The 20,794-nt window shown below is 71.6% G+C and carries 27 protein-coding genes; 19 read left to right on the top strand and 8 right to left on the bottom strand.

Annotated elements, in window-relative coordinates; all coding sequences use genetic code 11:
- Nucleotides 1-169 precede the first annotated feature (169 nt).
- The 6 genes from glnT to Aph01nite_RS19955 are packed head-to-tail and all read left to right on the top strand — an operon-like array spanning nt 170 to nt 5,777.
- A complete protein-coding gene (glnT, locus tag Aph01nite_RS19980) occupies nt 170-1,471 on the top strand; it encodes a type III glutamate--ammonia ligase (RefSeq protein WP_204042444.1) in 1,302 nt (433 codons plus the stop codon).
- A complete protein-coding gene (locus tag Aph01nite_RS19975) occupies nt 1,471-2,148 on the top strand; it encodes a class II glutamine amidotransferase domain-containing protein (protein WP_204042443.1) in 678 nt (225 codons plus the stop codon). The genes glnT and Aph01nite_RS19975 overlap by 1 nt, the downstream gene beginning before the upstream one ends.
- Nucleotides 2,133-2,792 (top strand): GltB/FmdC/FwdC-like GXGXG domain-containing protein, encoded by a 660-nt coding sequence (locus tag Aph01nite_RS19970; protein WP_204042442.1) that lies wholly within the window; start codon nt 2,133-2,135, stop codon nt 2,790-2,792. Before Aph01nite_RS19975 ends, Aph01nite_RS19970 begins: the two co-directional genes overlap by 16 nt.
- The gene (locus tag Aph01nite_RS19965) at nt 2,789-4,066 is read left to right on the top strand and encodes an FMN-binding glutamate synthase family protein (protein ID WP_204042441.1); all 1,278 of its coding nucleotides are present in this window, start codon (nt 2,789-2,791) and stop codon (nt 4,064-4,066) included. Before Aph01nite_RS19970 ends, Aph01nite_RS19965 begins: the two co-directional genes overlap by 4 nt.
- Complete coding sequence (locus Aph01nite_RS19960; RefSeq protein WP_204042440.1) at nt 4,063-5,211, top strand: NAD(P)/FAD-dependent oxidoreductase; 1,149 nt, start codon at nt 4,063-4,065, stop codon at nt 5,209-5,211. Before Aph01nite_RS19965 ends, Aph01nite_RS19960 begins: the two co-directional genes overlap by 4 nt.
- Nucleotides 5,208-5,777, top strand: coding sequence for a helix-turn-helix domain-containing protein (locus tag Aph01nite_RS19955; protein ID WP_239161824.1), 570 nt, complete (start codon nt 5,208-5,210; stop codon nt 5,775-5,777). Before Aph01nite_RS19960 ends, Aph01nite_RS19955 begins: the two co-directional genes overlap by 4 nt.
- A gap of 9 nt (nt 5,778-5,786) precedes the next feature.
- Here Aph01nite_RS19955 and Aph01nite_RS19950 read toward each other — a convergent pair whose 3' ends face one another.
- Nucleotides 5,787-6,176 (bottom strand): winged helix-turn-helix transcriptional regulator, encoded by a 390-nt coding sequence (locus Aph01nite_RS19950; RefSeq protein ID WP_204042439.1) that lies wholly within the window; start codon nt 6,174-6,176, stop codon nt 5,787-5,789.
- A 106-nt stretch (nt 6,177-6,282) separates the two neighbouring features.
- Between Aph01nite_RS19950 and Aph01nite_RS19945 the strand changes: the two genes are divergently transcribed.
- Nucleotides 6,283-6,990: a DsbA family oxidoreductase gene (locus Aph01nite_RS19945; RefSeq protein ID WP_204042438.1), complete on the top strand. Its 708-nt coding sequence runs from the start codon at nt 6,283-6,285 to the stop codon at nt 6,988-6,990.
- Nucleotides 6,991-7,000: 10 nt separating this feature from the next.
- On the opposite strand, the gene Aph01nite_RS19940 is transcribed toward Aph01nite_RS19945, so the two are convergent.
- Together Aph01nite_RS19940 and Aph01nite_RS19935 are read right to left on the bottom strand one after the other, a co-directional pair.
- Nucleotides 7,001-7,402 (bottom strand): ACT domain-containing protein, encoded by a 402-nt coding sequence (locus Aph01nite_RS19940; RefSeq protein ID WP_204042437.1) that lies wholly within the window; start codon nt 7,400-7,402, stop codon nt 7,001-7,003.
- Between the two features lie 43 nt (nt 7,403-7,445).
- The gene (locus tag Aph01nite_RS19935) at nt 7,446-8,555 is read right to left on the bottom strand and encodes an NAD(P)/FAD-dependent oxidoreductase (RefSeq protein WP_204042436.1); all 1,110 of its coding nucleotides are present in this window, start codon (nt 8,553-8,555) and stop codon (nt 7,446-7,448) included.
- Nucleotides 8,556-8,664: 109 nt separating this feature from the next.
- On the opposite strand from Aph01nite_RS19935, the gene Aph01nite_RS19930 reads away from it, so the two are divergent.
- Genes Aph01nite_RS19930 through Aph01nite_RS19920 form a run of 3 tightly spaced genes read left to right on the top strand, consistent with a single transcriptional unit; the run spans nt 8,665 to nt 10,329 of the window.
- Nucleotides 8,665-9,018 (top strand): winged helix-turn-helix transcriptional regulator, encoded by a 354-nt coding sequence (locus Aph01nite_RS19930; RefSeq protein ID WP_204042435.1) that lies wholly within the window; start codon nt 8,665-8,667, stop codon nt 9,016-9,018.
- Between the two features lie 40 nt (nt 9,019-9,058).
- Complete coding sequence (locus tag Aph01nite_RS19925) at nt 9,059-9,397, top strand: PadR family transcriptional regulator (protein WP_239161823.1); 339 nt, start codon at nt 9,059-9,061, stop codon at nt 9,395-9,397.
- Nucleotides 9,394-10,329, top strand: coding sequence for a hypothetical protein (locus tag Aph01nite_RS19920; protein ID WP_204042434.1), 936 nt, complete (start codon nt 9,394-9,396; stop codon nt 10,327-10,329). Before Aph01nite_RS19925 ends, Aph01nite_RS19920 begins: the two co-directional genes overlap by 4 nt.
- 23 nt (nt 10,330-10,352) lie before the next feature.
- On the opposite strand, the gene Aph01nite_RS19915 is transcribed toward Aph01nite_RS19920, so the two are convergent.
- The 3 genes from Aph01nite_RS19915 to Aph01nite_RS19905 all read right to left on the bottom strand — a co-directional run bounded on the left by Aph01nite_RS19915 (nt 10,353) and on the right by Aph01nite_RS19905 (nt 12,269).
- Complete coding sequence (locus tag Aph01nite_RS19915; RefSeq protein ID WP_204042433.1) at nt 10,353-10,838, bottom strand: hypothetical protein; 486 nt, start codon at nt 10,836-10,838, stop codon at nt 10,353-10,355.
- Nucleotides 10,839-10,974: 136 nt separating this feature from the next.
- Complete coding sequence (locus tag Aph01nite_RS19910; protein ID WP_204042432.1) at nt 10,975-11,379, bottom strand: YkvA family protein; 405 nt, start codon at nt 11,377-11,379, stop codon at nt 10,975-10,977.
- 26 nt (nt 11,380-11,405) lie between these two features.
- Entirely contained in the window at nt 11,406-12,269 is an 864-nt protein-coding gene (locus tag Aph01nite_RS19905) for an oxidoreductase (protein WP_275419257.1), read from the bottom strand.
- A gap of 158 nt (nt 12,270-12,427) precedes the next feature.
- On the opposite strand from Aph01nite_RS19905, the gene Aph01nite_RS19900 reads away from it, so the two are divergent.
- The 5 genes from Aph01nite_RS19900 (at nt 12,428) to Aph01nite_RS19880 (ending at nt 16,736) form a co-directional block, all read left to right on the top strand.
- A complete protein-coding gene (locus Aph01nite_RS19900) occupies nt 12,428-13,270 on the top strand; it encodes a helix-turn-helix domain-containing protein (protein WP_204042430.1) in 843 nt (280 codons plus the stop codon).
- A gap of 164 nt (nt 13,271-13,434) precedes the next feature.
- Nucleotides 13,435-14,439, top strand: coding sequence for a DUF2278 family protein (locus Aph01nite_RS19895; RefSeq protein ID WP_204042429.1), 1,005 nt, complete (start codon nt 13,435-13,437; stop codon nt 14,437-14,439).
- A gap of 77 nt (nt 14,440-14,516) precedes the next feature.
- Entirely contained in the window at nt 14,517-15,272 is a 756-nt protein-coding gene (locus tag Aph01nite_RS19890; protein ID WP_204042428.1) for an SDR family NAD(P)-dependent oxidoreductase, read from the top strand.
- Nucleotides 15,273-15,408: 136 nt separating this feature from the next.
- Nucleotides 15,409-15,834 carry a histidine kinase dimerization/phospho-acceptor domain-containing protein gene (locus Aph01nite_RS19885; protein WP_204042427.1) on the top strand — a complete coding sequence of 142 codons (426 nt, stop codon included), beginning with the start codon at nt 15,409-15,411 and terminating at the stop codon, nt 15,832-15,834.
- A gap of 59 nt (nt 15,835-15,893) precedes the next feature.
- On the top strand, nt 15,894-16,736 hold the full coding sequence (locus Aph01nite_RS19880; RefSeq protein WP_204042426.1) for a helix-turn-helix transcriptional regulator: 843 nt from the start codon (nt 15,894-15,896) through the stop codon (nt 16,734-16,736).
- Here the strand turns inward: Aph01nite_RS19880 and Aph01nite_RS19875 are convergent.
- Entirely contained in the window at nt 16,733-17,587 is an 855-nt protein-coding gene (locus Aph01nite_RS19875) for a haloalkane dehalogenase (protein WP_204042425.1), read from the bottom strand. The genes Aph01nite_RS19880 and Aph01nite_RS19875 overlap by 4 nt on opposite strands.
- Nucleotides 17,588-17,680: 93 nt before the next feature.
- On the opposite strand from Aph01nite_RS19875, the gene Aph01nite_RS19870 reads away from it, so the two are divergent.
- Nucleotides 17,681-18,145, top strand: coding sequence for a MarR family winged helix-turn-helix transcriptional regulator (locus Aph01nite_RS19870; RefSeq protein WP_204042424.1), 465 nt, complete (start codon nt 17,681-17,683; stop codon nt 18,143-18,145).
- Here the strand turns inward: Aph01nite_RS19870 and Aph01nite_RS19865 are convergent.
- Complete coding sequence (locus Aph01nite_RS19865) at nt 18,135-18,893, bottom strand: SDR family NAD(P)-dependent oxidoreductase (RefSeq protein WP_204042423.1); 759 nt, start codon at nt 18,891-18,893, stop codon at nt 18,135-18,137. The genes Aph01nite_RS19870 and Aph01nite_RS19865 overlap by 11 nt on opposite strands.
- Nucleotides 18,894-19,077: 184 nt before the next feature.
- On the opposite strand from Aph01nite_RS19865, the gene Aph01nite_RS19860 reads away from it, so the two are divergent.
- The 3 genes from Aph01nite_RS19860 to Aph01nite_RS19850 all read left to right on the top strand — a co-directional run.
- Nucleotides 19,078-19,236: a hypothetical protein gene (locus Aph01nite_RS19860; RefSeq protein ID WP_204042422.1), complete on the top strand. Its 159-nt coding sequence runs from the start codon at nt 19,078-19,080 to the stop codon at nt 19,234-19,236.
- On the top strand, nt 19,233-19,640 hold the full coding sequence (locus Aph01nite_RS19855; protein ID WP_204042421.1) for a hypothetical protein: 408 nt from the start codon (nt 19,233-19,235) through the stop codon (nt 19,638-19,640). Before Aph01nite_RS19860 ends, Aph01nite_RS19855 begins: the two co-directional genes overlap by 4 nt.
- A gap of 287 nt (nt 19,641-19,927) precedes the next feature.
- Nucleotides 19,928-20,794: amino acid--tRNA ligase-related protein (locus Aph01nite_RS19850; protein WP_204042420.1), on the top strand; the 867-nt coding region annotated here is incomplete at its 3' end.

Raw genomic sequence — 20,794 nt, 5'->3', positions numbered from 1 at the left:
TCCGACGCCTCCCTGTACGCCCCCGCACGCCGAACCGGTTCCCCGCCGAATCGGTACTTTTACGCGGACGGCCGGGAAACAGGGTCGAAACAGGAGGGCCATTCCGGGGCAACAAGGCGGTTGTTCACTTTGCTTCAACGCCGGTGAGCAACAGTGAACGGGAGCCCCCATGGCGACCTCGCTCGGAGATCTGACCAGGGCCGACGGTGTGCGGTTCATCCTGGCCACGTTCGTCGACCTGACCGGGAAACCCTGCGCCAAGCTGGTGCCGGTGGAGGCGGTGGACGCCCTGGAGGCCGACGGGGTCGGCTTCGCCGGATACGCGGCGGGCGCGCTCGGGCAGCAGCCGTACGATCCGGACATCATGGCGATTCCGGATGTGGGGTCGTATACGCCGTTGCCCTTCCTGCGGGAGGGGCTGGCGCTGGTGCACTGCGATCCGCATGTGAACGGAGAGCCGTGGCCGTACGCGCCGCGGGTGATTCTGCGCCGGTTATTAGCGCGTATGCCGTACACCCCGTATGTAGGAGCCGAAGTCGAATATTTCCTGCTTCAGCGGGATATTTCGGGGAATGTGGTGGTCGCGGATGCTCGGGACGCGGCCGCCCAGCCGTGTTACGACGCGCGCGGGGTCACCCGCATGTACGACCATCTGACCACCGTCTCGACCGCGATGAACGCCCTCGGCTGGGGCAACTACGCCAACGACCACGAGGACGCCAACGGCCAGTTCGAGCAGAACTTCCGGTTCGCCGACGCGCTCACCACCGCCGACCGCGTGATCACGCTCCGGTATCTCCTGCACATGCTGGCCGAACGCCAGGACATGATCGCCACCTTCATGCCCAAGCCGTTCACCGACCGCACCGGCAGCGGCCTGCACCTGCACCTCTCCCTCTGGGACGGCGAGACCCCGCTCTTCCCCGGCGACGACGACCCGCGCGGGCTCGGGCTCTCCAAGCTGGCGTACGCCTTCGTGGCCGGCGTGCTCGACCACGCGGCCGGGCTGCACGGGGTGATCGCGCCGACGGTCAACTCCTACAAGCGGCGGGGCGCGGCCACGACCAGCTCGGGCGCCACCTGGTCGCCGAAACGGGCGAGCTACGGCGGCAACGACCGTACCCACCTGCTGCGGGTTCCGGAGGGCGACCGGGTGGAGCTGCGCGGGGGCGACGGGTCGGCCAATCCGTACCTGGCGATCGCGGCGGTGCTGGCGGCCGGTCTGGACGGGATCGAGCGGGACCTGGATCCGGGCGATCCCAGCGGGCCTGGACGGTTCGCGGACTCGGCGGCCGAACTGCCGGTGACGCTGCTACACGCGGTGGAGGCGCTGGAGCGGGACCCGGTGGTGACCGGCGTGCTCGGCGCGGACGTGGCGGCGTACTACGCGGGACGCAAGCGGGAGGAGTTCTTCTCCTGGCACAACACGGTGACGCCGTGGGAGCTCGACGCGTACCTGACGGCCTTCTGATGTGCGGCATCACCGCGCTCCAGCTCCGGGACGCGGACCTGCGCCCCCGGCTGGGGGAGCTGATGGCCGCCATGATGGCCCAGGTCGCCGAACGCGGCCCCGACTCTGCCGGGATCACGATTTATCCGGATGTGAGGGTGCTCAAGGGGGTCGGGCATCCGGCCGCGCTCGCCGCCGAGTGGCGGTTGCGCGAGATGGCGGGCACGCAGGCGGTGGCGCACACCCGGATGGCGACCGAGTCGGCCATCACCGCCGCGCACTGCCACCCGTTCGTCGTCGGCGACGGCCTCAGCCTGGTGCACAACGGCTCCTTCGCCAACCACGCCACCATCCGCCGCGAACTGCTCGCCCGCGGCGTCCCCTTCGACAGCGACAACGACTCCGAGGTGGCGGCCAGGTTCCTCGCGTACCGGATGGCGGAGGGCGACGGCCTGGAGAAGGCGCTGCGGCTGCTCTGTGAGCGGTTCGACGGCTTCTACACGCTGGCCGTGCAGACGCCGGACGCCTTCGCCGTGGTCCGGGACGTCATCGCCTGCAAACCCGCGATCATCGCCGAGACCGCCGGCTGGGTGGCGATGGCCTCGGAGTACCGCGCCCTCGCCGTGCTCCCCGGCATCGCGGCCGCCCGCGTCTACGAACCCGAGCCGGAGGAGGTCTACCTGTGGACATCGACCTGAGCGTCACGTCCGTACGGGACGCCAACGCCGCGCTCCGCGCGCTGCCCGCGGGGGCGTCGGCCCGGCTGGCCAGCCCGGCCGGACGGCACAACCTGGCGGTCGGCCTGACCGAGGCGATCACCGTCGAGATCGACGGCACGGCGGGCTACTACGCGGGCGGGCTGGGCCGCGACGCCACCGTGCTGGTGCGCGGCACGGCCGGCTGGGGCGCCGGGGAGAACCTGATGTCCGGCCTGGTCCGGGTGGACGGCGACGCCTCGCAGAGCCTGGGCTCCTGCGCGCACGGCGGCACGGTCGTCGTGCACGGCTCCGCCTCGCTGCGCGCGGGCATCTCGCTGAAGGGCGGCACCGTGCTGGTGGCCGGCGACGTGGGCGACCACTGCGGCTTCATGGCCCAGGCCGGGACGATCCTGATCGGCGGCGACGCCGGGCGCGGCCTCGGCGACTCGCTGTACGAGGCGGTCATCTACGTGGCCGGGAAGATCAGGGACCTCGGCGCGGACGCCCGGATCGAGGAGCTGGCGGAAGCGGACGTGGAACTCGTCGCCCGCCTGGCCAAACAGCACGGATTCGACCACATCGACCCGGAGAACGTGACCCGGGTGGCCTCCGCCAGGCAGCTCTACCACTGGGGAACCCCATGAGCTCCGACAGCAGCTTCGACGGGATCAGGGAACGCGCCCGGCTCGGCCGCTACCCGATCCGCGGCGGCGGCGCCCGCCGTGCCGTGCCTGCCTTCGACGACCTGACGTTCCTGACCGCGAGCGCCTCCCGCTACCCGCTGGAGGGCTACCGGGAGGCGTGCGCGACGCGCACGGTCCTGGGGGCGGCCAACGCCCGAGACCCCGTCGTGCTGGAGATCCCGATCACCATCGCCGGGATGTCGTTCGGCGCGCTGTCGGCCCCGGCCAAGGAGGCGCTGGGCCGGGCCGCGAGCGAGGTCGGCACGGCGACCACGACCGGCGACGGCGGCATGACGCCGGAGGAGCGGATGAGCTCCAAGACGCTGGTCTACCAGTGCCTGCCGTCCCGCTACGGCTTCAACCCCGACGACCTGCGGGCGGCCGACGCGATCGAGGTGGTGCTCGGCCAGGGCGCCAAGCCGGGCGGCGGCGGCATGCTGATGGGCCAGAAGCTGGGCCCCCGGGTGGCCGCGATGCGCACCCTGCCGGAGGGCATCGACCAGCGTTCGGCCTGCCGCCACCCCGACTGGACCGGCCCCGACGACCTGCGCATCAAGATCGAGGAACTGCGCGAGGCGACGGACTGGCGGGTCCCGGTCTTCGTCAAGATCGGCGCGACCCGGGTCTACCACGACGTGCGCCTGGCCGCCACGGCGGGCGCGGACGTGGTCGTGGTGGACGGCATGCAGGGCGGCACCGGCGCGACTCAGGACGTCTTCATCGAGCACACCGGCATCCCCACCCTGGCCGCGGTCCGGCTGGCCGCCGACGCGCTGGCCGACTTCCCCGACGTGAAACTGATCGTCTCGGGCGGCGTCAGGAGCGGCGCCGACGTGGCCAAGGCGCTCGCCCTGGGCGCGGACGCGGTCTCCGTCGGCATGGCCGCCCTGGTCGCCCTCGGCTGCAACGACACCGTGCACGACTTCGGGCCGGCCTCGTACGCGGAGCTCGGCACGACCGCGGGCGGCTGCACCGCCTGCCACACCGGCGGCTGCCCGGTCGGCATCGCCACCCAGTCCCCGGCCCTTCAGGCCAGGCTCGATCCCGTACGCGGAGCCGAGCGGGTGGCCAACTACCTGCGCGCGATCACCATGGAGACCACCATGCTCGCGCGCGCCTGCGGCAAGGCCGACGTGCACCATCTGGAACCCGAGGACCTGGTCGCGCTGACCGTGGAGGCGGCGGCGATGGCGCGGGTGCCGCTGGCCGGGACCGAGTGGATCCCCGGGCGATGAGCGCGCACGAGGTCGTCATCGTCGGCGGCGGCCTGGAGGGCATGTCCATCGCGGCGGCCCTGACCCGGCGTGGCGTCCGCGACGTGCTGGTGCTGGAGCGGCGCACGATCGGTTCGGGGGGCACCGGCAAGTCCAGCGGCATCGTGCGCTGCCACTACGGGGTGCCGCTGCTGGCCGCGATGGCCTGGGAGGGGGTGCGCTTCTTCGAGGAGACGCCGGGGCTGGGCTTCCGCCGTACCGGATATGTGGTGGGGGTCGGGCCGGAGAACGAGGCGGCGCTGCGGGCGAACGTGGCGGTTCAGCGGGGTCTCGGGGTCGAGGTGTCGCTGATCGGCCATGACGAGGTGCGGGGGCTGTGGCCGGGGCTGGAGACGGAGGACTTCGCCGTCTTCGCGTACGAGCCGCGCGGGGGGCACGGGGACGCGTACCGGACCTGCCAGCACTTCGCGGAGGCGGCGCGGCGCGGCGGCGCGCGCGTCCTGCAGCACACGCCGGTGGCCGCGCTGGTCGCCGAAAGGGACCGGGTCACGGGGGTACGGCTGGCCGACGGCCGCCGGGTCGGGGCCGGCACCGTGGTGGTGGCCGCCGGGGCCTGGTCCACCGCGCTGGTCTCCCCCGCCGGGGTGGAGCTGCCGGTGCGGGCCGTCCGCGAGCCGATCGTGATCGCCGATCCCGGCCGGCCCGTCGGGGACGTGCCGGTCTTCTCCGACCTGGTCAGCCTGCAGTACGTGCGGACCGAGCCCGACGGCAGGCTGCTGATCGGCAACAGCGACCTGGCCGACCCGGAGCCGGCCGACCCGGACCGTTACCTCAACCGGGCCGACGGGCCGCATCTGGAACGCGCGGCCGGCCGGTTCAGCGGGCGTTTCCCCGGCCTGCCCGACGTGTCGTTCGTCACCTCGTACGCGGGCTGCTACGACGTCACCCCCGACTTCAACCCGATCATCGGCCCGGCCGGTCCGGACGGATTGTTCGTCGCGGCCGGGTTCAGCGGCCACGGTTTCAAGATCTCCCCGGCGGTCGGCAGGATCGCGGCCGAGATGATCACGGGGGCCGCGCTACCGGACTTCCGGCTGAGCCGTTTCGCCGAAGGACGGCCGCTGACCAGCGCGCATCCGTACCGGGGCGCGGGTGAGATGCGGTGACCGGCGCGCTCGAGGAGATCATCGCGCAGCGCACCCGGGAGTACCGGCAGGCCGCCGGGCTGTCCGCGGCCGTGCTGGCGCGGCGGGCCGGGCTCTCCAAGGCCATGCTCTCCAAGATCGAGAACGCCCAGACCTCGTGCAGCCTGACCACGCTGGCCCGCCTGGCCGAGGGCCTGGAGATCCCGGTCACCGCCCTGTTCCGGGGTGTGGACGTGGAGAGCGAGGCCGTGTTCACCCCGGCCGGGCACGGCGCCGAGATCGTCCGGCGCGGCACCCGGGCGGGCCACCACTACCGGCTGCTCGGCGCGCTCCGCGGCGTGCACCGGCGCCTGGAACCGGTCCTGGTCACCCTCACCGAGTCCAGCGAGGTCTTCCCCCTCTTCCAGCACCCCGGCACCGAGTTCCTCTACATGCTGGAAGGCGAGATGGTGTACGGCCACGGCATGTCCAGCTACACCCTCACCCCCGGTGACTGCCTCCAGTTCGACGGCGCCGGACCGCACGGACCCCGGCTCCTGGCCGAGCTGCCGATCCGCTTCCTGTCGGTGACCGCCTGGCCCGGCTGACCGCGCCGCTCACTCCCCCGCGGCGTCGAAGCGGGCGCGGTTCCGGCGGATCTCGACATGGTGGTCAACGGCCCACGCGGCCAGGGCGAGCACGGTGGCCAGCAGGCTGGAACCCAGGGGCGTGAGGGCGTATTCGACGCGCGGCGGGACCTCCGGGTAGGAGGTGCGGGTGATGAGGCCGTCCCGGCGCAGGTGGCGCAGGGTGAGGGTCAGCATGCGCTGGGAGATGCCGGGGATGGAATGGTGGATGTCCGTGTAACGCAGGGGACCGTCCTCCAGGGTGGCCACGACCAGGGTGCTCCATTTGTCGCCGGCGCGCTCCAGGACTTCGCGGACGAAATCGCTGTCCTCCGGCCATCGGGCGCAGGGACCGGCCAGAGCCCTCGGCACGGCACTCATTTCCTACCCCCATGTTCGGTACGGACATGCTTGTGCCTTTTGTAAGCTTTCCGATTCTAACGCAGGATGTCGCTACGCACAGATGGTAGGAATTGGAGCTCACGGCATGAAGATAGAGATCTGGGCCGATGTGACGTGCCCGTGGTGTGGTCTCGGCAACCACCGGCTGAAGGCGGCACTGGCCCGATTCGAGCATCGCGACCAGGTCGAGGTGATCCACCGCTCCTTCCAGCTGGACCCGTCCACGCCGACCGGATCGACGGTGCCGGTCTTCGAGATGCTGACGGCCAAGACCGGGATGAGCCCGGCCCAGATCGCCGCGATGACCCGCAGGGTCGAGGACATGGCCCGCGCCGAGGGCCTGTCCCCCTACAACGTGGGCGGCAACAACGTGGGCAACACCGCCCTGGCCCACGAGTTCCTCGCGTACGCCACCGAGCAGGGACTCCACTCCGAGGCGTGGGAGCTCGTCTTCGACGCCTACTTCGGCCGGTCCCGCTCCGTGTTCACCCTCGACGACCTGGTCGCCCTCGGCGAGGAGATCGGCCTCGACGCCGCCGCCACCCGCCGGGCCCTCACCGAGCACCGCCACCGCGCCCAGGTCGAACAGGACGGCGCCCAGGCCCGCCGCCTCGGCGCGACCGGCGTGCCCTTCACCGTCATCGACGACCGGTACGGCGTCTCCGGCGCCCAGGACGCCGACACCATGCTCGGCATCCTGCGCCAGGCCTGGGACGCCGCGCACCCCGTGGCCCTGACCCCCGTGGGCGGCTCCGCCGCGTGCGGCCCGGACGGGTGCGCGATCCCCGGCTGACGGCTCCCGCTCAGGCGGAGCGCCGGGACAGCTCCGCCAGCAGGGCGACCGCCTCGTCCGCCCGCTCGTACGGGACGAAGAGGTGGTCGTGGTGGAAACCCGCGACGACGTTGCAGCTCAGGCCCGCGGCGGCCAGTTCCCCGGCGACGGCCGCCGTCAGGCCGACCGCCTCCAGCGCGGAGCGCACCCGCAGGGTGATCCACGCCGCCACGTAGTCGTACGCGAGGCCCGCCGCGTCGGCCTCCTCCAGCCGCGCCACCACCGTGAGGCCCTCCGCCTCCGCGACCGTCACCACGGGCGTGACCCCGGCCGGTACGCCCCCATCGACGGTGGCGAAGACGTACCGGCCGGGATTGAGCTCCGGGCGCATCCCGGCCAGCAGTCTCCGCAGGTCCCGCTCACCCGCACCCATGAACCCTCACCCTCTCGACTGCCCGCCGGCCGCTCGTTCTGGTCTATTTTCGGGTCGATCCGGCGGGGACGTTGAACATCTCGGCGTACACGTCGGCGAAGAGCGTCGCGCCCTTGATCCCGGACGCCTGTTCGGCACCGAAGACGCCCTGGCCCGGCAGCTGGCCCGCGCCTCCTTCGGGGCCCAGCGGCACGATGACCATGGGCGGGATCTTCTCGTAGGCCGTGCGTTCCGGCGAGCCCGTGATCTCGCCGCGGATGTTGGCGGCGACCAGCGTGGCCTGGGCGTTGGCCGAGCCCACGGTGTCGCGGTCGGCGTCCGCGATGTCGCCGATGGCGTACACGCGGTCCACGCCGCCGGCCCGCAGGTACTCGTCCACCCGGACGTAGCCGCGCGCGTCGCGCGCCTCGGCGAGCGCGCCGGTCAGGTAGCCGGTCCGGGGTTCGACGCCGAAGCAGCGGAACCAGATGTCGGCGGTCAGCTCGTCCCCCGCCTCGGTGGTGATCGAGATCGGGGAGAGGGTGGCGGGCGCCGCCTCCGGCAGGGCCTTCAGCGGGCTGCCCAGCTTGAGCTCGATGCCCAGCCCGTGCACCTGGGCGCGCAGCTCGTCGCGGAGGGCCTGGTCGAACGGGCCGGGCATGACGTCGGCGCCGATGTCGGCGATCGTGACGTGCTTGTCCGGGAAGAACGCCTTGATCTCGCCGGCCAGCTCCAGGCCGGAGGGACCGGCGCCGACGACGAGCACGCGCCGCGCGCCGCGCAGGGCGTCGTGCGCGTCCAGCATCCTGGCCCGCGTCTTCTCGGCGTCCCACACGTCGCTCTTGGCCGGGAACGGGTAGGACGAGCCGGTGGCCAGGACCAGGTAGTCGGGCTCCAGCCGCCGGCCCGAGGCCAGCGTGACCCGCCGCCCGTCCACGGCGACGGCCTGGTCCCGTACGAACCGGCCGTGCCGGAGCAGCCCGTCGAAGGGCAGGAAGATCCGGTCCAGCCATTCCGGCTCGACCAGGGTGCGCCAGGAGGCCACGTTGTGCATGAACGTGTCGGACGGGTCGACGAGCGTGACGTCGGCCACGTCGTCGAGCGACTTCGCCAGGGTGAACCCGGCATATCCGCCACCGAGCACGACGACGCTGGGACGCGCTTCAGAGATCATTTCAGTCAGTCCTCACTCGCAATCGAGATGTGGCGATGAGCATACAAGCAACTAGCAAAAAACTAGCAACACCTGATTTGACTAGTTCGAGTGGGCTATCATCGAGGGCATGTCCACGCCACCCCCGGCCCCCGCCGTGACGGCCTGCCTGCGCGGCGACGTCGCGCTGACCCGCGCGTTCACCCTGCTCGGGAAGAGGTGGAGCGGCGTCGTGCTCGGCAGCCTGGGCGGCGGCCCCGCCGGGTTCCGCGAGCTCTCCCGCGCCATCGTCGGCGTGAGCGACTCGGTCCTCTCCGACCGCCTCTCCGAACTGACCGAGGCGGGCCTGATCTCCCGCACCGTCGACGAGGGCCCCCCGGTCTCGGTCTCGTACGCGCTGACCGAAAGCGGCCTGGCCCTCATGCCGGCCCTGGAGCAGATCTCCCAGTGGGCCCAGAAGCACCTGCCTGCCGAAACCCGCTGACGCATTGCCGATATACCGACCATCGGTATATACAGATGACATGAAACCAATGCAGGAGCCGACGTTCCTGATCCTCACCGCGCTCGCGGCCGGGCCGCAGCACGGCTACGGGGTGATCACCGACGTCGAGGGGATCTCCGGCGGCAGAGTCGTGCTGCGGGCGGGAACGCTCTACGCCGCCCTCGACCGGCTGCGCGCCGAGGGCCTGATCGAATCCGAGCGCGAGGAGATCGTCGACGGCCGGGTGCGGCGCTACTACCGCCTCACCGGCGAGGGCGCCACCCGCCTGAGCGCCGAGGCCGACCGCCTCACCCGGCACGCCACCGCCGCCGTCACCCGCCTGCGGCAGGGCTTCAGCACGGCCTGGGGGCTCTCATGAGCGAGCTGGAGGCACGCTACCGGCGGCTGCTGGAGTGGTATCCGCGGGCGCACCGGGCCGTGCACGAGGAGGAGATGCTCGGGGTCCTGATGGCGAGCGCGGAACCGGGCCGCGCCCGGCCGCGGCTAGCGGACTCGGCCGACCTGATCAGAGGCGCCATCCTGATCAGGTTACGCACCGCCTTCGGCGCCGAGTCGGGGCCCTCCTGGCGGCGGGCGTTCGGGCTGGCCGGGCTGGTCGCGGCGCTGGTGCTCACCGGCGAACAGATCGGGAACGCGATCAACGCGTGGATATACGGCTTCGACCGGTGGTCGGGAGCGATCGCGTCCGCGGTCGCGCTCGCATCGGTGCTGATCGTCGTGCTGATCCGGTACGCGCCGCGATGGCCGGCGGTGGCGGCGACCTGGGCGTGGAGCGGCGGGTTGATCGCCTGGAACCTGTCGATGCTGCTGCCCCTGGACTTCTCGGGGACGTACTCGTTCAGCTCCAGCCAGCTGCTGCCCGTCGTCCTGATGCTGACGCCGTACGCGCTGACGGCGCTGCTGGTCACGTTCCGGGTTGAGCGGCCGGCCATGCCGTACCGGCGGATGCTCGGCTGGACGGCGTTGTTCGCGGCCGCCGTGGTGCCGCAGAACCTGTCCCTGGGGCTCCTGGGCTACGAATGGGACACCGTCCTGCTGATGCCGCCGCTGACGGTGGTGGCGGTGGCCGCGGGATGCGCCGCCCGGAGCGCGAGCGGGCGGCGGACGATCCTGCTGGCCGCCGCGCCCGTGGGGCTCCTCGCCGGGTTCGACCTCATCGTCCTGGTGATGACGGGGTCCTGGCTGTTCGGCTGGCTCGGGCTGCTCATCCCGGCCGTGGTCATGCTGGTGGTGGCCCGGCGCGGGAGCCGGGTGCCCCGCGCCGGCGTGCCGGAGGCGGGCCGTGGCTGACCCGCCCCCGGAGCTCTGCCTGGTCAGAACAGGCCGGTGGCCAGGTTGGAGTTGGTCCGGATGGTCGCGCCCGTGGCGTCGACGAACCGGGCGTTCACGTAGACCTCGTCCACGCGGTTGCCCCAGGAGTCGTCCTCGTTGAGGAAGGAGCCGCCCGCCTCCTGTGACAGGAAGTGGAGCCGGATGCCCTCGGGGCCGACGGACAGGCCGGTGGACGACCTCACGAAGGTGACCGGGCCGAGGATGACGCTGTCGGTGCCCGGGTCGTCGCCCATGAACCGCACTTCGATCCTGGCCCCGTTGCCGAGGTACCCTTCGGCGTCCTCCTGGCTCATCGGGACCTTGACGAAGACCTTCACGTTGAAGACGCCGGGGCCGGGGGGCGGGTTGGGGCTGATGCTCAGCTGGGCGGTGATCACGGTCGCCGCCTGCGCGGGCGAGCCGGCCAGGCCCAGCACGCCGAGGGCGGCGATCACCGAGGCGGCCAGGCCGCGGCGGATCTTGTTCATATGCTGTTCTCCCGTGTGGTCGGACGGTCGTGGAATCGCTGGTAAGGCGTTCCAGACCGTTCCGGCGCCCGCACCGGAGGGCGGGTGACGCACCGGGAGACCGGCCGGGTGGCACGGCGCGGAACACCCCGGCCGGCTAGTCGTCGCGGATGCCGGTGAGGCGGCGGAGCGCGGCGAAGCCGTCGTCGGTGCCGGGCCAGTGCCGCCGTACGGCCGCGAGACCGGCGCGGCGCACCACGCCGCGCAGCACCGCCGTGACGATGATGGCGTCGTCGGCGTAGCCGAGGACCGGGATGAAGTCGGGGATCAGGTCGATCGGCATCGCCAGGTAGGCCAGCAGCAGCCCGAGCCGGATCCGGACGCCGCGCGGCAGCGCCGGGTCGGCCGCCAGGCGGCGCAGCAGCCGGAGCAGGTCGGGCAGGACCCGCAGCGCCTCGGTCAGCAGCGACCCCTTCGGGCGCAGCACGACCAGCGCGGCGACCAGCGCGGCCCAGCAGGCCAGCACGGCCGCCGCGACGCCGATCAGGATGTCCCACCCCATGCGCGCTCCCCGGTTCGGGCGGAAATCTACCCCCCGGCCGCGTCCAGCTCGGCGACGGCCTCGGCCGGCAGGACCAGATCAGCGGCGGCGACGTTCTCCCGCAGGTGCGCCACGGACGAGGTGCCCGGAATGAGGACGGTCGTGGCCGAGCGCTGGAGCAGCCAGGCCAGCGCGACCTGCTGCGGCGTGGCGTCCAGCCGGGCCGCGACCTCGGTGAGCGCGGCGGACTGGAGCGGGGTGAGGCCGCCGAGCGGGAAGAACGCGGCGTAGGCGATGCCCTCGGCCGCGCACCGGTCGACCAGCGCGTCGTCCCGCCGCTGCGCCAGGTTGTAGAGGTTCTGCACGGTCACCACGGGCGCGATGGCCTGCGCCTCGGTCAGCTGCGCCGCCGACGCGCCGCTGAGGCCCAGGTGGCGGATGAGTCCCTGCTGCCGCAGCTCCGCGAGCGCGCCGAACTGCTCGGCGAGGGACTCCTGGCCGGTGCCGTCGAACGAGCCGAGCCGCAGGTTGACGACGTCGAGGCTGTCCACGCCGAGGTGCTGGAGGTTCTCCCTGACCTGGTCCTTCAGGTCGCCGGGGTCCAGTGAGGGGATCCAGCTGCCGTCGCCGCCGCGGCGCGCGCCCACCTTGGTGACGATGCGCAGGTCCGCGGGATAGGGGTGCAGGGCCTCCCTGATGAGCTCGTTGACGACGGCGGGGCCGTAGAAGTCGCTCGTGTCGATGTGGGTGACGCCCAGCTCCACCGCCTCGCGCAGCACCGCTAGGGCCTGGTCGCGGTCCTCCGGCGGCCCGAAGACGCCGGGGCCGGCCAGCTGCATGGCACCGTAGCCCATCCTGCCGAGGGTGAGACCGTCCGCGAGGGTGAGAGCCCCGCCGGGAACACTGACCAATGGTCTGCCTTTCCGTTTCCGCTGGTACGCCGGCCGGAGAACGGCCGGTCACGACACCCACACTGTCCGGCGTACCCGTGGCGGGACGGCAGTGCCCCGGTGTTCCTGGGAGTGGCAGGGCCAGTCACGCCCGGCGGAACGCGGCTACCGTGAAGGGCATGGACGGCAGCAACGCACTCGGCGAGTTCCTCCGCGCGCGGCGGGAACAGGTCCGGCCGGAGGATGTCGGGATCAGCGGCGCCGGCCTGCGCCGGGTGCTGGGCCTGCGCCGGGAGGAGGTCGCGATGCTGGCCGGGATCAGCGCCGACTACTACCTCCGGCTGGAGCAGGGCCGCGACCGGAACCCGTCCGTCCAGGTCCTGGACGCGCTGGCCAGGGTGCTGCGGCTGGACGCCGACGCGACCGCGTACCTGATCGGCCTGAGCCGGGAGCGGCCCGCCCGCCTCAGGCAGCGCCCGCGTACGGCGCCCAGGCCGGAGCGGGTGCCGCCGAGCATCCTCCAGCTCATCGACGGGTGGGCGCACAATCCCGGGTACGTGCAGAACAGGTTCGCGGACGTGCTCGCGGTGAACTCCCTGGCGGCGGCGCTGTCCCCGAACTACGCCGCCGGGGTGAACCTGCTCCAGGCCGTCTTCCTCGACCCCGCCGAACGGGACCTGCGGCGCGACTGGGAGGAGACGACCGAGGAGGGCGTGGCCAGCCTGCGCGCCAACGCCGGGCTTTGCGTCGACGACCCCCGGCTGGTGGAGCTGGTGGGCGAGCTGTCGATCAGGAGTGAACGTTTCCGGCAGCTGTGGAGCCGCCACGACGTACGGCCCAAGCGGGGCAGGGTGAGCCGGCTCACCCACCCACTGGTCGGCGAGCTGGACCTGCACTCCAACAAGTTCACGGTCAGCGGCGCCGACGACCTGCTCCTGGTGGTCTTCCACGCCGAGCCCGGCAGCCGCAGCGCCGAACTGCTGGCCCTGCTCGGCAGCCTCACCGCCCAGCGGCCCGCCTGACGACCCCAAAAGGCGACTTATCACTATCCATTCGCTAATCCCGGACGCGCATTTCCCCGATTATTCTCCGGACCGGAAAACGAATTCCCCCAGGGGGTCGCGGCCGAATATCCGGCGTGGATAACCTGTCCCCGTTTTCGAATTCCCGGGATCGGAGCTTCACAATGCCGTTGCGCTCCTATGGTGTCCTCGCCGCCCGTCCGCTGGACCGGCGGCGGGAGGGGAGCACCGACACGCCGCACTACCAGATCCACCTGCGGGACGACGCGGGCGTGGACTACCGGGCCTCGGTCAACGTGCAGTCCCAGCAGGCGCCGTCCGAACTGCTCTATCTCGCCGACGAGAATTTCACCCATCCGGTCACCGCGCTGCTGCCCGCGCCGGGCAGCGGCTGGACGAAGCTGCTCTCCCGTCCCGGGGAGGCGAGCCTGGACTACATCCGGGGCAACCTGTTCGACCCCGCGCTGATGCGCCCCCTGCCGCCCGATCTGCCCGGCGGCGACAACGACCTCGCCGACAAACTTGAGCATTACGTCCAGCGCGCCATGAACGACCCCGCGTCCGGAATGTACGTCCTCGGGGAACGGTGGGGGCCGGAGGCGACCACCCGGGACAAGATCTTCGGCTTCCTGCCGGGCAACGGCGTGCACGACGTGCACATGAACCAGGGCAACAGCGCGCGGTTCCGGCGGGACGACGGGGTCTGGCAGGACGGCGGCCTGCTCATCCACCTGCCGGGCGAGAACCGCTGGATCGCGATCTTCCTGGCCTTCCAGTCCCAGGCCTGGCACACCGACGACACCACCGGTCACGCCATCGGCGGCGCTCCCTCCCGCCCCGAGCCCGGCGACCTGCCGCTGCGGATCGTCGGCGCGGTGGTGAACCCGCCTGGCCCCGCGCCGGAACCGGAGACCGTCACGCTCCTGAACGCCTCCCCCGATCCGATCACTCTCGACGGCTGGCACCTCGCCGACCAGGCCAAACGCACTCTGCCGCTGGCGGGGCAGATCGCGCCCGGGGAGACGCTCCGCCAGCCGGTGGCGGCCGGGCTGCAACTGGGCAACAAGGGCGGGGCCGTCACCCTGCTCGATCCGGCCGGGCTGAAGGTCCACGGCGTCTCGTACACCAAGGACCAGGCTGATCGCGAAGGGTGGACGGTCACCTTCTAGACCAAACTGGACTTGACAGTCCAATCCAGACCCCCCAAGACTGGACCAATCAGTCCACTCTTGGGGGGTCTCCGCATATGAGCACCAATCTGAAAGACCGCAGCGCCCTGGTCACGGGCGCGACGACGGGCATCGGCCGCGCCATCGCGCTCGCACTCGCCGAGCAGGGCGCGCACGTGATCGCGACCGGCCGGGACACCGGGCGCGGCGCGGCCGTGGTCGCCGAGATCGAGCAGGCGGGCGGGCGCGCCGACTTCGTCGCCGCCGACCTGGCCGACGGCGCGGCCGCGGTCGAGGCGCTGGCCGGGCGGGCGACCGAACTGGCGGACGGCAGGCTGGACGTGCTGGTCAACAACGCCGCGCTGCTGCTCATGCCGCAGCCCACCGGCGAACTGCCGGAACAGCTGATCGACCGGGCGTTCGCGATCAGCGTCCGGGCCCCGATCCTGCTCACCGGGCGGATCGCGCCGGAGATGGCGCGGGCGGGCGGCGGCGCCATCGTCAACATCGGGTCGATCTCCGGAGTGACCGGCTCGGCCGGCTCCGCGCTCTACAGCGCCACCAAGGCCACCCTGCACTCCCTGACCAAGTCCTGGGCCGCCGAGTACGGCCCCGCCGGCGTACGAGTGAACACCGTGGCCCCCGGCCCGACCAGCACCGAGAACAACCAGAAGATCGAGGACCGCCTCAACGAGATGGTCGCCGCCACACCGGGCGGCCGGCTGAGCACCCCCGCCGAGGTCGCCGCCTCGGTGGTGTTCCTGGCCGGCGACGGCGCGGCGAACATCCACGGCGCCACCCTGTTCGTGGACGGCGGCTTCACCTCCCGCTAGCTCTCCGACGCGAAGGTGGTACTGGCCAGACCCTGGTTGGGAAGGGCCAGGTAAGACGCTGATTTCCCGGTCTCGTGGCGTTGTCCTGGATATGCAGCCTTTGGGGAGCCGATTGAGAGGGGCCGTGATGAGCGTCATGACGATAGAGAGTGCGCGTACGCAGGTGGCCGTGCTGGACGCCATGTCGGCCGAACTCGAACTGATCAACATCACCGGCGCCGGGCGGATGACCGAGGCGCCGGGCGCCGCGCCCTCACGGCTCGCCAGGGCGATCAACAGCGCGCTCGACCGGGCGGACGAGGCCGAGGAACGGTCGGGGGCCGTGCTGGACGAGCAGCGCCGGCTCAGGGCGGACGCCATGCACTGCCTGCGCACCCCGGTCGCCGCGGTGCGGGCGGAGCTGGAGGAGGCCCGCCTGCATCCCGGCGACACGGACCTGGAGGGCCTGCTGAGCCGTACCCTCTGCGCGGTCGACCGGCTGCAGGGCGTCATCGAGGAGTTGCGGCTGCTGGCCGAGCCCCGGCCGCCCGAGCAGCCGTCCGCCGGGCTGATGGCGGGGTGACTTCGCTCCCCTTCAGGAGATGATCATGACGCTACCTGCGGATATGCGATACTGGTCGGATGAGGCGCTCGGACGAGTTGCGCGACTTCCTGCGTTCTCGGAGGGCTCGCCTGACACCGCCGGACGTGGGCCTGCCCTGGCAGGTGAACGGCCGCCGGGTGGCAGGGCTGCGCCGCGAGGAGCTCGCGATGGCCGCGGGAGTCAGCGTGGACTACTACAACCGGCTCGAACAGGGGCGCGCCGGCAACGTCTCCGACCAGGTGCTGGAGGCGGTGGGCGCCGTGCTGCGGCTGTCCGAGGCGGAACGCCGCCACCTGCGTGATCTGATCAAGGCCCGGCGGGACGCGGCGGTCCAGTCCTCGGCGTCCGCCCCGCTCCACGCGCGGGCCTCGCTGCGCATGATGCTGGACGCGCTCGACCCGACCCCGGCCCATCTCCTCACCGCCGTCCTGGACGTCGTGGGCATCAACCGCATGGGCAAGACGCTCATGACCGACTTCGAGGCCATGCCACGCGCGGAACGCAACATGATCCGCTGGATCTTCCTCGACCCGGAGGCCCGGAAGATCTTCGCGGACTGGGAGATGGTCGCCGACGAGTGCGCCGGATGGCTGCGGACCGCGCTGAGCAAGGTCGCGGACGACTCGCGTCCCAAGGAGCTGATCGACGAGCTGTCCGCCCAGTCCCCCGAGTTCGCCCGTTTCTGGGCCGCCCACGGCGTCACCTACTGCACGTACGGCCGCAAACGCTTCAACCACCCCGCGGTGGGCACCCTGACCCTCAGCTGGGAGTCCTTCGTGCCCACCGCCGACCCGGACCTCTTCCTCGTCGTCTACCACCCGGCGGCCGGCTCCCCTTCGGCCGAGATGCTGGCGACCCTGGCGGCGACGCCCGGCGCCTAGAAGAGCGTCTTGTCCGCCCAGGCGAGGATCGCGGCGGCGATGGCCTCGGGCTGGTCCTCCGGCGCGTGATGACCGGCCGGCCCGCAGTGCCGGACGGTGAGACCGGCGATGTTCGCGGCGCACCAGGCCGCGACCTCCGCCGTGACGAGCAGCGTCGGCGAGGAGTCGAAGGTGAGCAGCAGCTTGGGGACGTCCTCGCTGGTGGCGAGCCATTCCCCGGAGCGCTCGACCCGCTCCGCCACGTCGGCGGGCGCCCCGTCGATGGGCATGGACCGCGCCCATTCCAGCAACGGCCGCCTGCTCTCCCGCGTCGGGTACGGCATCCGGTACGCCTCCAGGTCCTCCTCCCCCAGCGGCGTCAGCACCCCTCCGGTGAAGGCCGTGTCCACCAGGAAGTTCTGATCGAGCACCAGCGCCTCCCCCTCGGGACTCCGGATCCGCTCGGTACGGGCCCGCGGCCCCTCGCCCAGGTCGCTCCAGGACATCGTCCGGACGATCGCCTCGAAGAAGGCCAGGCCCAGGACCCGGCCCGGGTGGCGCGCCGCCCAGTCGAAGGCCAGCGCCCCGCCCCAGTCGTGGCCGACCAGCACCACGCCGTCCAGCCCCAGCCGGTCGAACCAGGCGTCCAGGTAGCGGGCGTGGTCCGCGAACCGGTACGGAATGTCGGGCTTCCCCGAACGCCCCATGCCGATCAGGTCGGGGGCGAGCACGCGGCCGGCGCCGTCGAACGCGGGCAGCACGTTCCGCCAGAGACGGGAGGAGCTCGGGTTGCCGTGCAGGAAGACATACGGGGTGCCGTCCCCGGCCTCCTCGTAGTACATCGTCGAGTCGAGCACATCGATCACGGGCATGAGGACCGCCAATCAATTAGTCACACTAACGTTCGTCCCACTAACGAAACATACATCGTTAGTCCGACTAACACAACCGGGTAAGATCGCGGGATGAACACCGGCGACGCCCACATGGACGAGTCCGTCCCGGCCCGGCTGCGGAACCGGCCGACCCGGCTGCTGTCCATGGCCTCGACGCGCTGCGACCGCCTGGTGAACGACGGGCTGGCCCGGGCGGACGCCCGCAAGTGGCACTACGCCGTGCTCGTCACGCTGGCGGAGATCGGCCCGATGAGCCAGGCGGAGCTCAGCCGCCGTACCGGGATCTACCACAGCGACGTCGTGGCCGTGATCAACGAACTGGCGGGGCGCGGGCTGGTGGAACGCGCGCCGGATCCCGCCGACCGACGCCGCAACGTCATCACCATCACCGGGCCGGGCACCGATCATCTGCACAGGCTCGACGACCTGCTGTCCACGATCGAGGACGAGGCGCTCGCCCCCCTGAACCGGGAGGAACGCGCGCAGCTCGTCGAACTGCTCACCCGTATCCTGACCCACCAGGTCAGAGGTTGAAGCCGCCGTCGACGGAGATGTCCTGGGCGGTGATCCACCGGCCTTCCTCCGACACCAGCGTCGCGATCACCATGCCGATGTCGTCGGGCTCGCCCACCCGGCCGAGCGCGGTCTTCGCGGCCAGGGCCGGGATGACCTCGGGGAACCGCTCGAAGGCGTCATCCGCGATGCGGGTACGGGTGGAGCCCGGCGAGACCGAGTTGACGCGGATGCCGCGCCTGCCGAACTCCTTGGCCATGTACCGGCTGAGCACGGTGAGGCCGCCCTTCATCGTCGCGTACGCGGAATAGCCCTCCTCCACCGAGGAGGCGAGCGCCGAGTTGCTGGAGACGTTGACGACGGCGCCGCCGTCGGCCAGCAACGGCAGCAGTGCCTGGGTCAGGAAGTACGGGCCTTTGAGCAGGACGCGCAGGAAGGTGTCGAACAGTTCCTCCGAGGTGTCCTCGAACATCGACATCCGGCCGAAACCGGCGTTGTTGACGAGGATGTCGAACGTGTCCCGCCCCCAGACGTCGCGCAGGACCCCGGCGACGGAGTCGCGGAAGGCGGGGAACGTCTCGGACCTGCCGACGTCGAGGGGCAGCGCCACGGCCCGCCCGCCCTCCTTCTCGATCGTCTCGACCGTGTCGAGCGCGCCGGACTCGTTGCCGTTGTAGGTGAGGATCACGCCGTTCCCGCGCTTGGCGATCTGGACGGCGGCGCTCTGGCCGATGCCGGAACTGGCCCCGGTGACGATGGCGACCCGCATGATTTTCCCTGCCTGTCCATTTGTGGAGCGGATATGCGCTCCGTGGAATTTGTCCCTTTAATTGGATCAGGCTGAGCTGCGGAAATGTTAGAACGATGCTCCTGTGTGCTTGCCTGATCCTGCTCACGCGGGGAGCACGGCGGTTCGATGGTGACAGACGGTGATCCGCAGGTATCCTCGACGCATGGGCGATGAACAGGAGCGGCTCGTCTACACCGACGAGCAGCGCGACAGCAATCTCGCCCTGCTGCGGGAGATCCTCGGCGGTGAGCCCGAGCCCGGGATGCTCCAGCTCGTCGGGGAGCGCGACCACGAGTTCGCCGCCCGCAGTCCCGTCGCGTGATCGGGCGCGTCCTCGATTCGAGCGCCCTGCTGGCCTGGGGCCGCCGTACCTCGCCGTTCGTGGACGCCATGGTGTGGTCGCGCGCCCAGCACAGCGGCTACGTGGTCCCGCTCGTCACCACCGCCCCCGCCCTCGCCGCGGCACTCGCCCAGCTGAACGAGCCGGCCGTACCCGTGCTCGACGCCCTGCTGTCGATGGAGATCAGCATCGTGGACGAGCTGACGCCTTCCTGCGCGCCGGGCGTCGCCGTGATCCTCAGGGCCGCGGGCCCGTACGCGGCGGAGCAGGTCACGGCGGCCAGCATCGTACGAACGGCGAAACGCCGCGGCCTCCCCGTCGTCACCGCCAATCCGTTCCCCCTGCGGGCGCTCGCGTCCGATGTCGAGATCGACCTCATCCCGTAGACTGGCGGGCAACAGCGACGACGGAGCCGAGTAGCATCGCGACCACCGGAGTCGGAGAGAGCCGCCGGCAGCTGCGAAGGCGGACTCCGGCCGGGATGTGAAGACCCTCCCGAGCTGCGGGGAAGAACGGCCGGCCGGCCAAGTAGAGCCCCGCCGAATCGCCCACGTCACGGGTTTGCCGAGGCCGCGCCGCATCAGCGGTGTGGCGAAGGTGTGGTGGTACCGCGAGGATCCCGCTCGCCCACGCCTCTCAGGGGACGCGTTGCGAACCAGAGGAGGTCGCCACCATGCAACGCATCCTGTCCTCCCAGCTGTGTGAACACGTCGGCCAGACCGTACGTGTCGCGGGCTGGATTCACCGCCGCCGGCTGCTGAAGTCGGTCGCCTTCCTGATCCTGCGCGACGCGGCGGGACTGACCCAGATCGTCGTGTCCGCGGAACCCGCCCGCGCGCGGCTGGAGGCGCTGCCGGAGGAGACGACGGTCGCCGTGACCGGCACCGTCACCGCCGCGCCGTCCGCGCCCGGCGGCGTCGAGATCACCGAGCCGGTGATCGAGGCGCTGACCGACCCGGCCGAGCCGCCGCCGTTCGACCTGTACCGGCCGGAGCTGCGCGCCAACCTGGCGACGCTCCTGGACCACGCGCCGGTCGCGCTGCGCCATCCGCGGCTGGCCGCCGCCCACCGCGTCGGCGCGGCCGCGGTCTCCGGATTCCGTACGGCCCTGGAGGCCATGTCCTTCGTCGAGATCCACACCCCCAAGATCGTGGGTACGGCGACCGAGAGCGGCGCGAACGTCTTCAAGCTCGACTACTTCGGCCGCCCGGCGTACCTGGCGCAGTCGCCGCAGCTCTACAAGCAGATGATGGTGGGCGTCTTCGAGCGGGTCTACGAGGTCGGGCCGGTGTTCCGGGCCGAGCCGAGCGACACGGCGCGCCATCTCGCGTCGTACACGTCGCTGGACGCGGAGATGGGCTTCATCGACGACCATCGGGACGTCATCGCCGCCTGCCACGCCACGGTCGGCGGCATGCTGGCGGCCATCCGCGAGTCGGCCGGGGCCGAGCTCGGCCTGCTCGGCGTCACGATGCCCGCGCTGCCGGAGAGGCCGGTGGTGGTGCACTTCACCGACGTGCTGGAAATGATCAGCGCGGCC

The sequence above is a fragment of the Acrocarpospora phusangensis genome (genome assembly GCF_016862995.1).
GTDB lineage: Bacteria > Actinomycetota > Actinomycetes > Streptosporangiales > Streptosporangiaceae > Acrocarpospora > Acrocarpospora phusangensis.
This window is presented reverse-complemented; position numbering and strand designations above follow the sequence as displayed.

Bases quoted from the DNA above. Each gene is read 5' to 3' on its own strand.
- glnT (WP_204042444.1), top strand. From the start codon at position 170: ATGGCGACCTCGCTCGGAGATCTGACCAGGGCCGACGGTGTGCGGTTC.
- Aph01nite_RS19975 (WP_204042443.1), top strand. From the start codon at position 1,471: ATGTGCGGCATCACCGCGCTCCAGCTCCGGGACGCGGACCTGCGCCCC.
- Aph01nite_RS19965 (WP_204042441.1), top strand. From the start codon at position 2,789: ATGAGCTCCGACAGCAGCTTCGACGGGATCAGGGAACGCGCCCGGCTC.
- Aph01nite_RS19960 (WP_204042440.1), top strand. From the start codon at position 4,063: ATGAGCGCGCACGAGGTCGTCATCGTCGGCGGCGGCCTGGAGGGCATG.
- Aph01nite_RS19950 (WP_204042439.1), bottom strand. From the start codon at position 6,176: ATGAGTGCCGTGCCGAGGGCTCTGGCCGGTCCCTGCGCCCGATGGCCG.
- Aph01nite_RS19945 (WP_204042438.1), top strand. From the start codon at position 6,283: ATGAAGATAGAGATCTGGGCCGATGTGACGTGCCCGTGGTGTGGTCTC.
- Aph01nite_RS19940 (WP_204042437.1), bottom strand. From the start codon at position 7,402: ATGGGTGCGGGTGAGCGGGACCTGCGGAGACTGCTGGCCGGGATGCGC.
- Aph01nite_RS19935 (WP_204042436.1), bottom strand. From the start codon at position 8,555: ATGATCTCTGAAGCGCGTCCCAGCGTCGTCGTGCTCGGTGGCGGATAT.
- Aph01nite_RS19930 (WP_204042435.1), top strand. From the start codon at position 8,665: ATGTCCACGCCACCCCCGGCCCCCGCCGTGACGGCCTGCCTGCGCGGC.
- Aph01nite_RS19925 (WP_239161823.1), top strand. From the start codon at position 9,059: ATGAAACCAATGCAGGAGCCGACGTTCCTGATCCTCACCGCGCTCGCG.
- Aph01nite_RS19920 (WP_204042434.1), top strand. From the start codon at position 9,394: ATGAGCGAGCTGGAGGCACGCTACCGGCGGCTGCTGGAGTGGTATCCG.
- Aph01nite_RS19915 (WP_204042433.1), bottom strand. From the start codon at position 10,838: ATGAACAAGATCCGCCGCGGCCTGGCCGCCTCGGTGATCGCCGCCCTC.
- Aph01nite_RS19910 (WP_204042432.1), bottom strand. From the start codon at position 11,379: ATGGGGTGGGACATCCTGATCGGCGTCGCGGCGGCCGTGCTGGCCTGC.
- Aph01nite_RS19900 (WP_204042430.1), top strand. From the start codon at position 12,428: ATGGACGGCAGCAACGCACTCGGCGAGTTCCTCCGCGCGCGGCGGGAA.
- Aph01nite_RS19895 (WP_204042429.1), top strand. From the start codon at position 13,435: ATGCCGTTGCGCTCCTATGGTGTCCTCGCCGCCCGTCCGCTGGACCGG.
- Aph01nite_RS19890 (WP_204042428.1), top strand. From the start codon at position 14,517: ATGAGCACCAATCTGAAAGACCGCAGCGCCCTGGTCACGGGCGCGACG.
- Aph01nite_RS19885 (WP_204042427.1), top strand. From the start codon at position 15,409: ATGACGATAGAGAGTGCGCGTACGCAGGTGGCCGTGCTGGACGCCATG.
- Aph01nite_RS19880 (WP_204042426.1), top strand. From the start codon at position 15,894: ATGAGGCGCTCGGACGAGTTGCGCGACTTCCTGCGTTCTCGGAGGGCT.
- Aph01nite_RS19875 (WP_204042425.1), bottom strand. From the start codon at position 17,587: ATGCCCGTGATCGATGTGCTCGACTCGACGATGTACTACGAGGAGGCC.
- Aph01nite_RS19870 (WP_204042424.1), top strand. From the start codon at position 17,681: ATGAACACCGGCGACGCCCACATGGACGAGTCCGTCCCGGCCCGGCTG.
- Aph01nite_RS19865 (WP_204042423.1), bottom strand. From the start codon at position 18,893: ATGCGGGTCGCCATCGTCACCGGGGCCAGTTCCGGCATCGGCCAGAGC.
- Aph01nite_RS19860 (WP_204042422.1), top strand. From the start codon at position 19,078: ATGGGCGATGAACAGGAGCGGCTCGTCTACACCGACGAGCAGCGCGAC.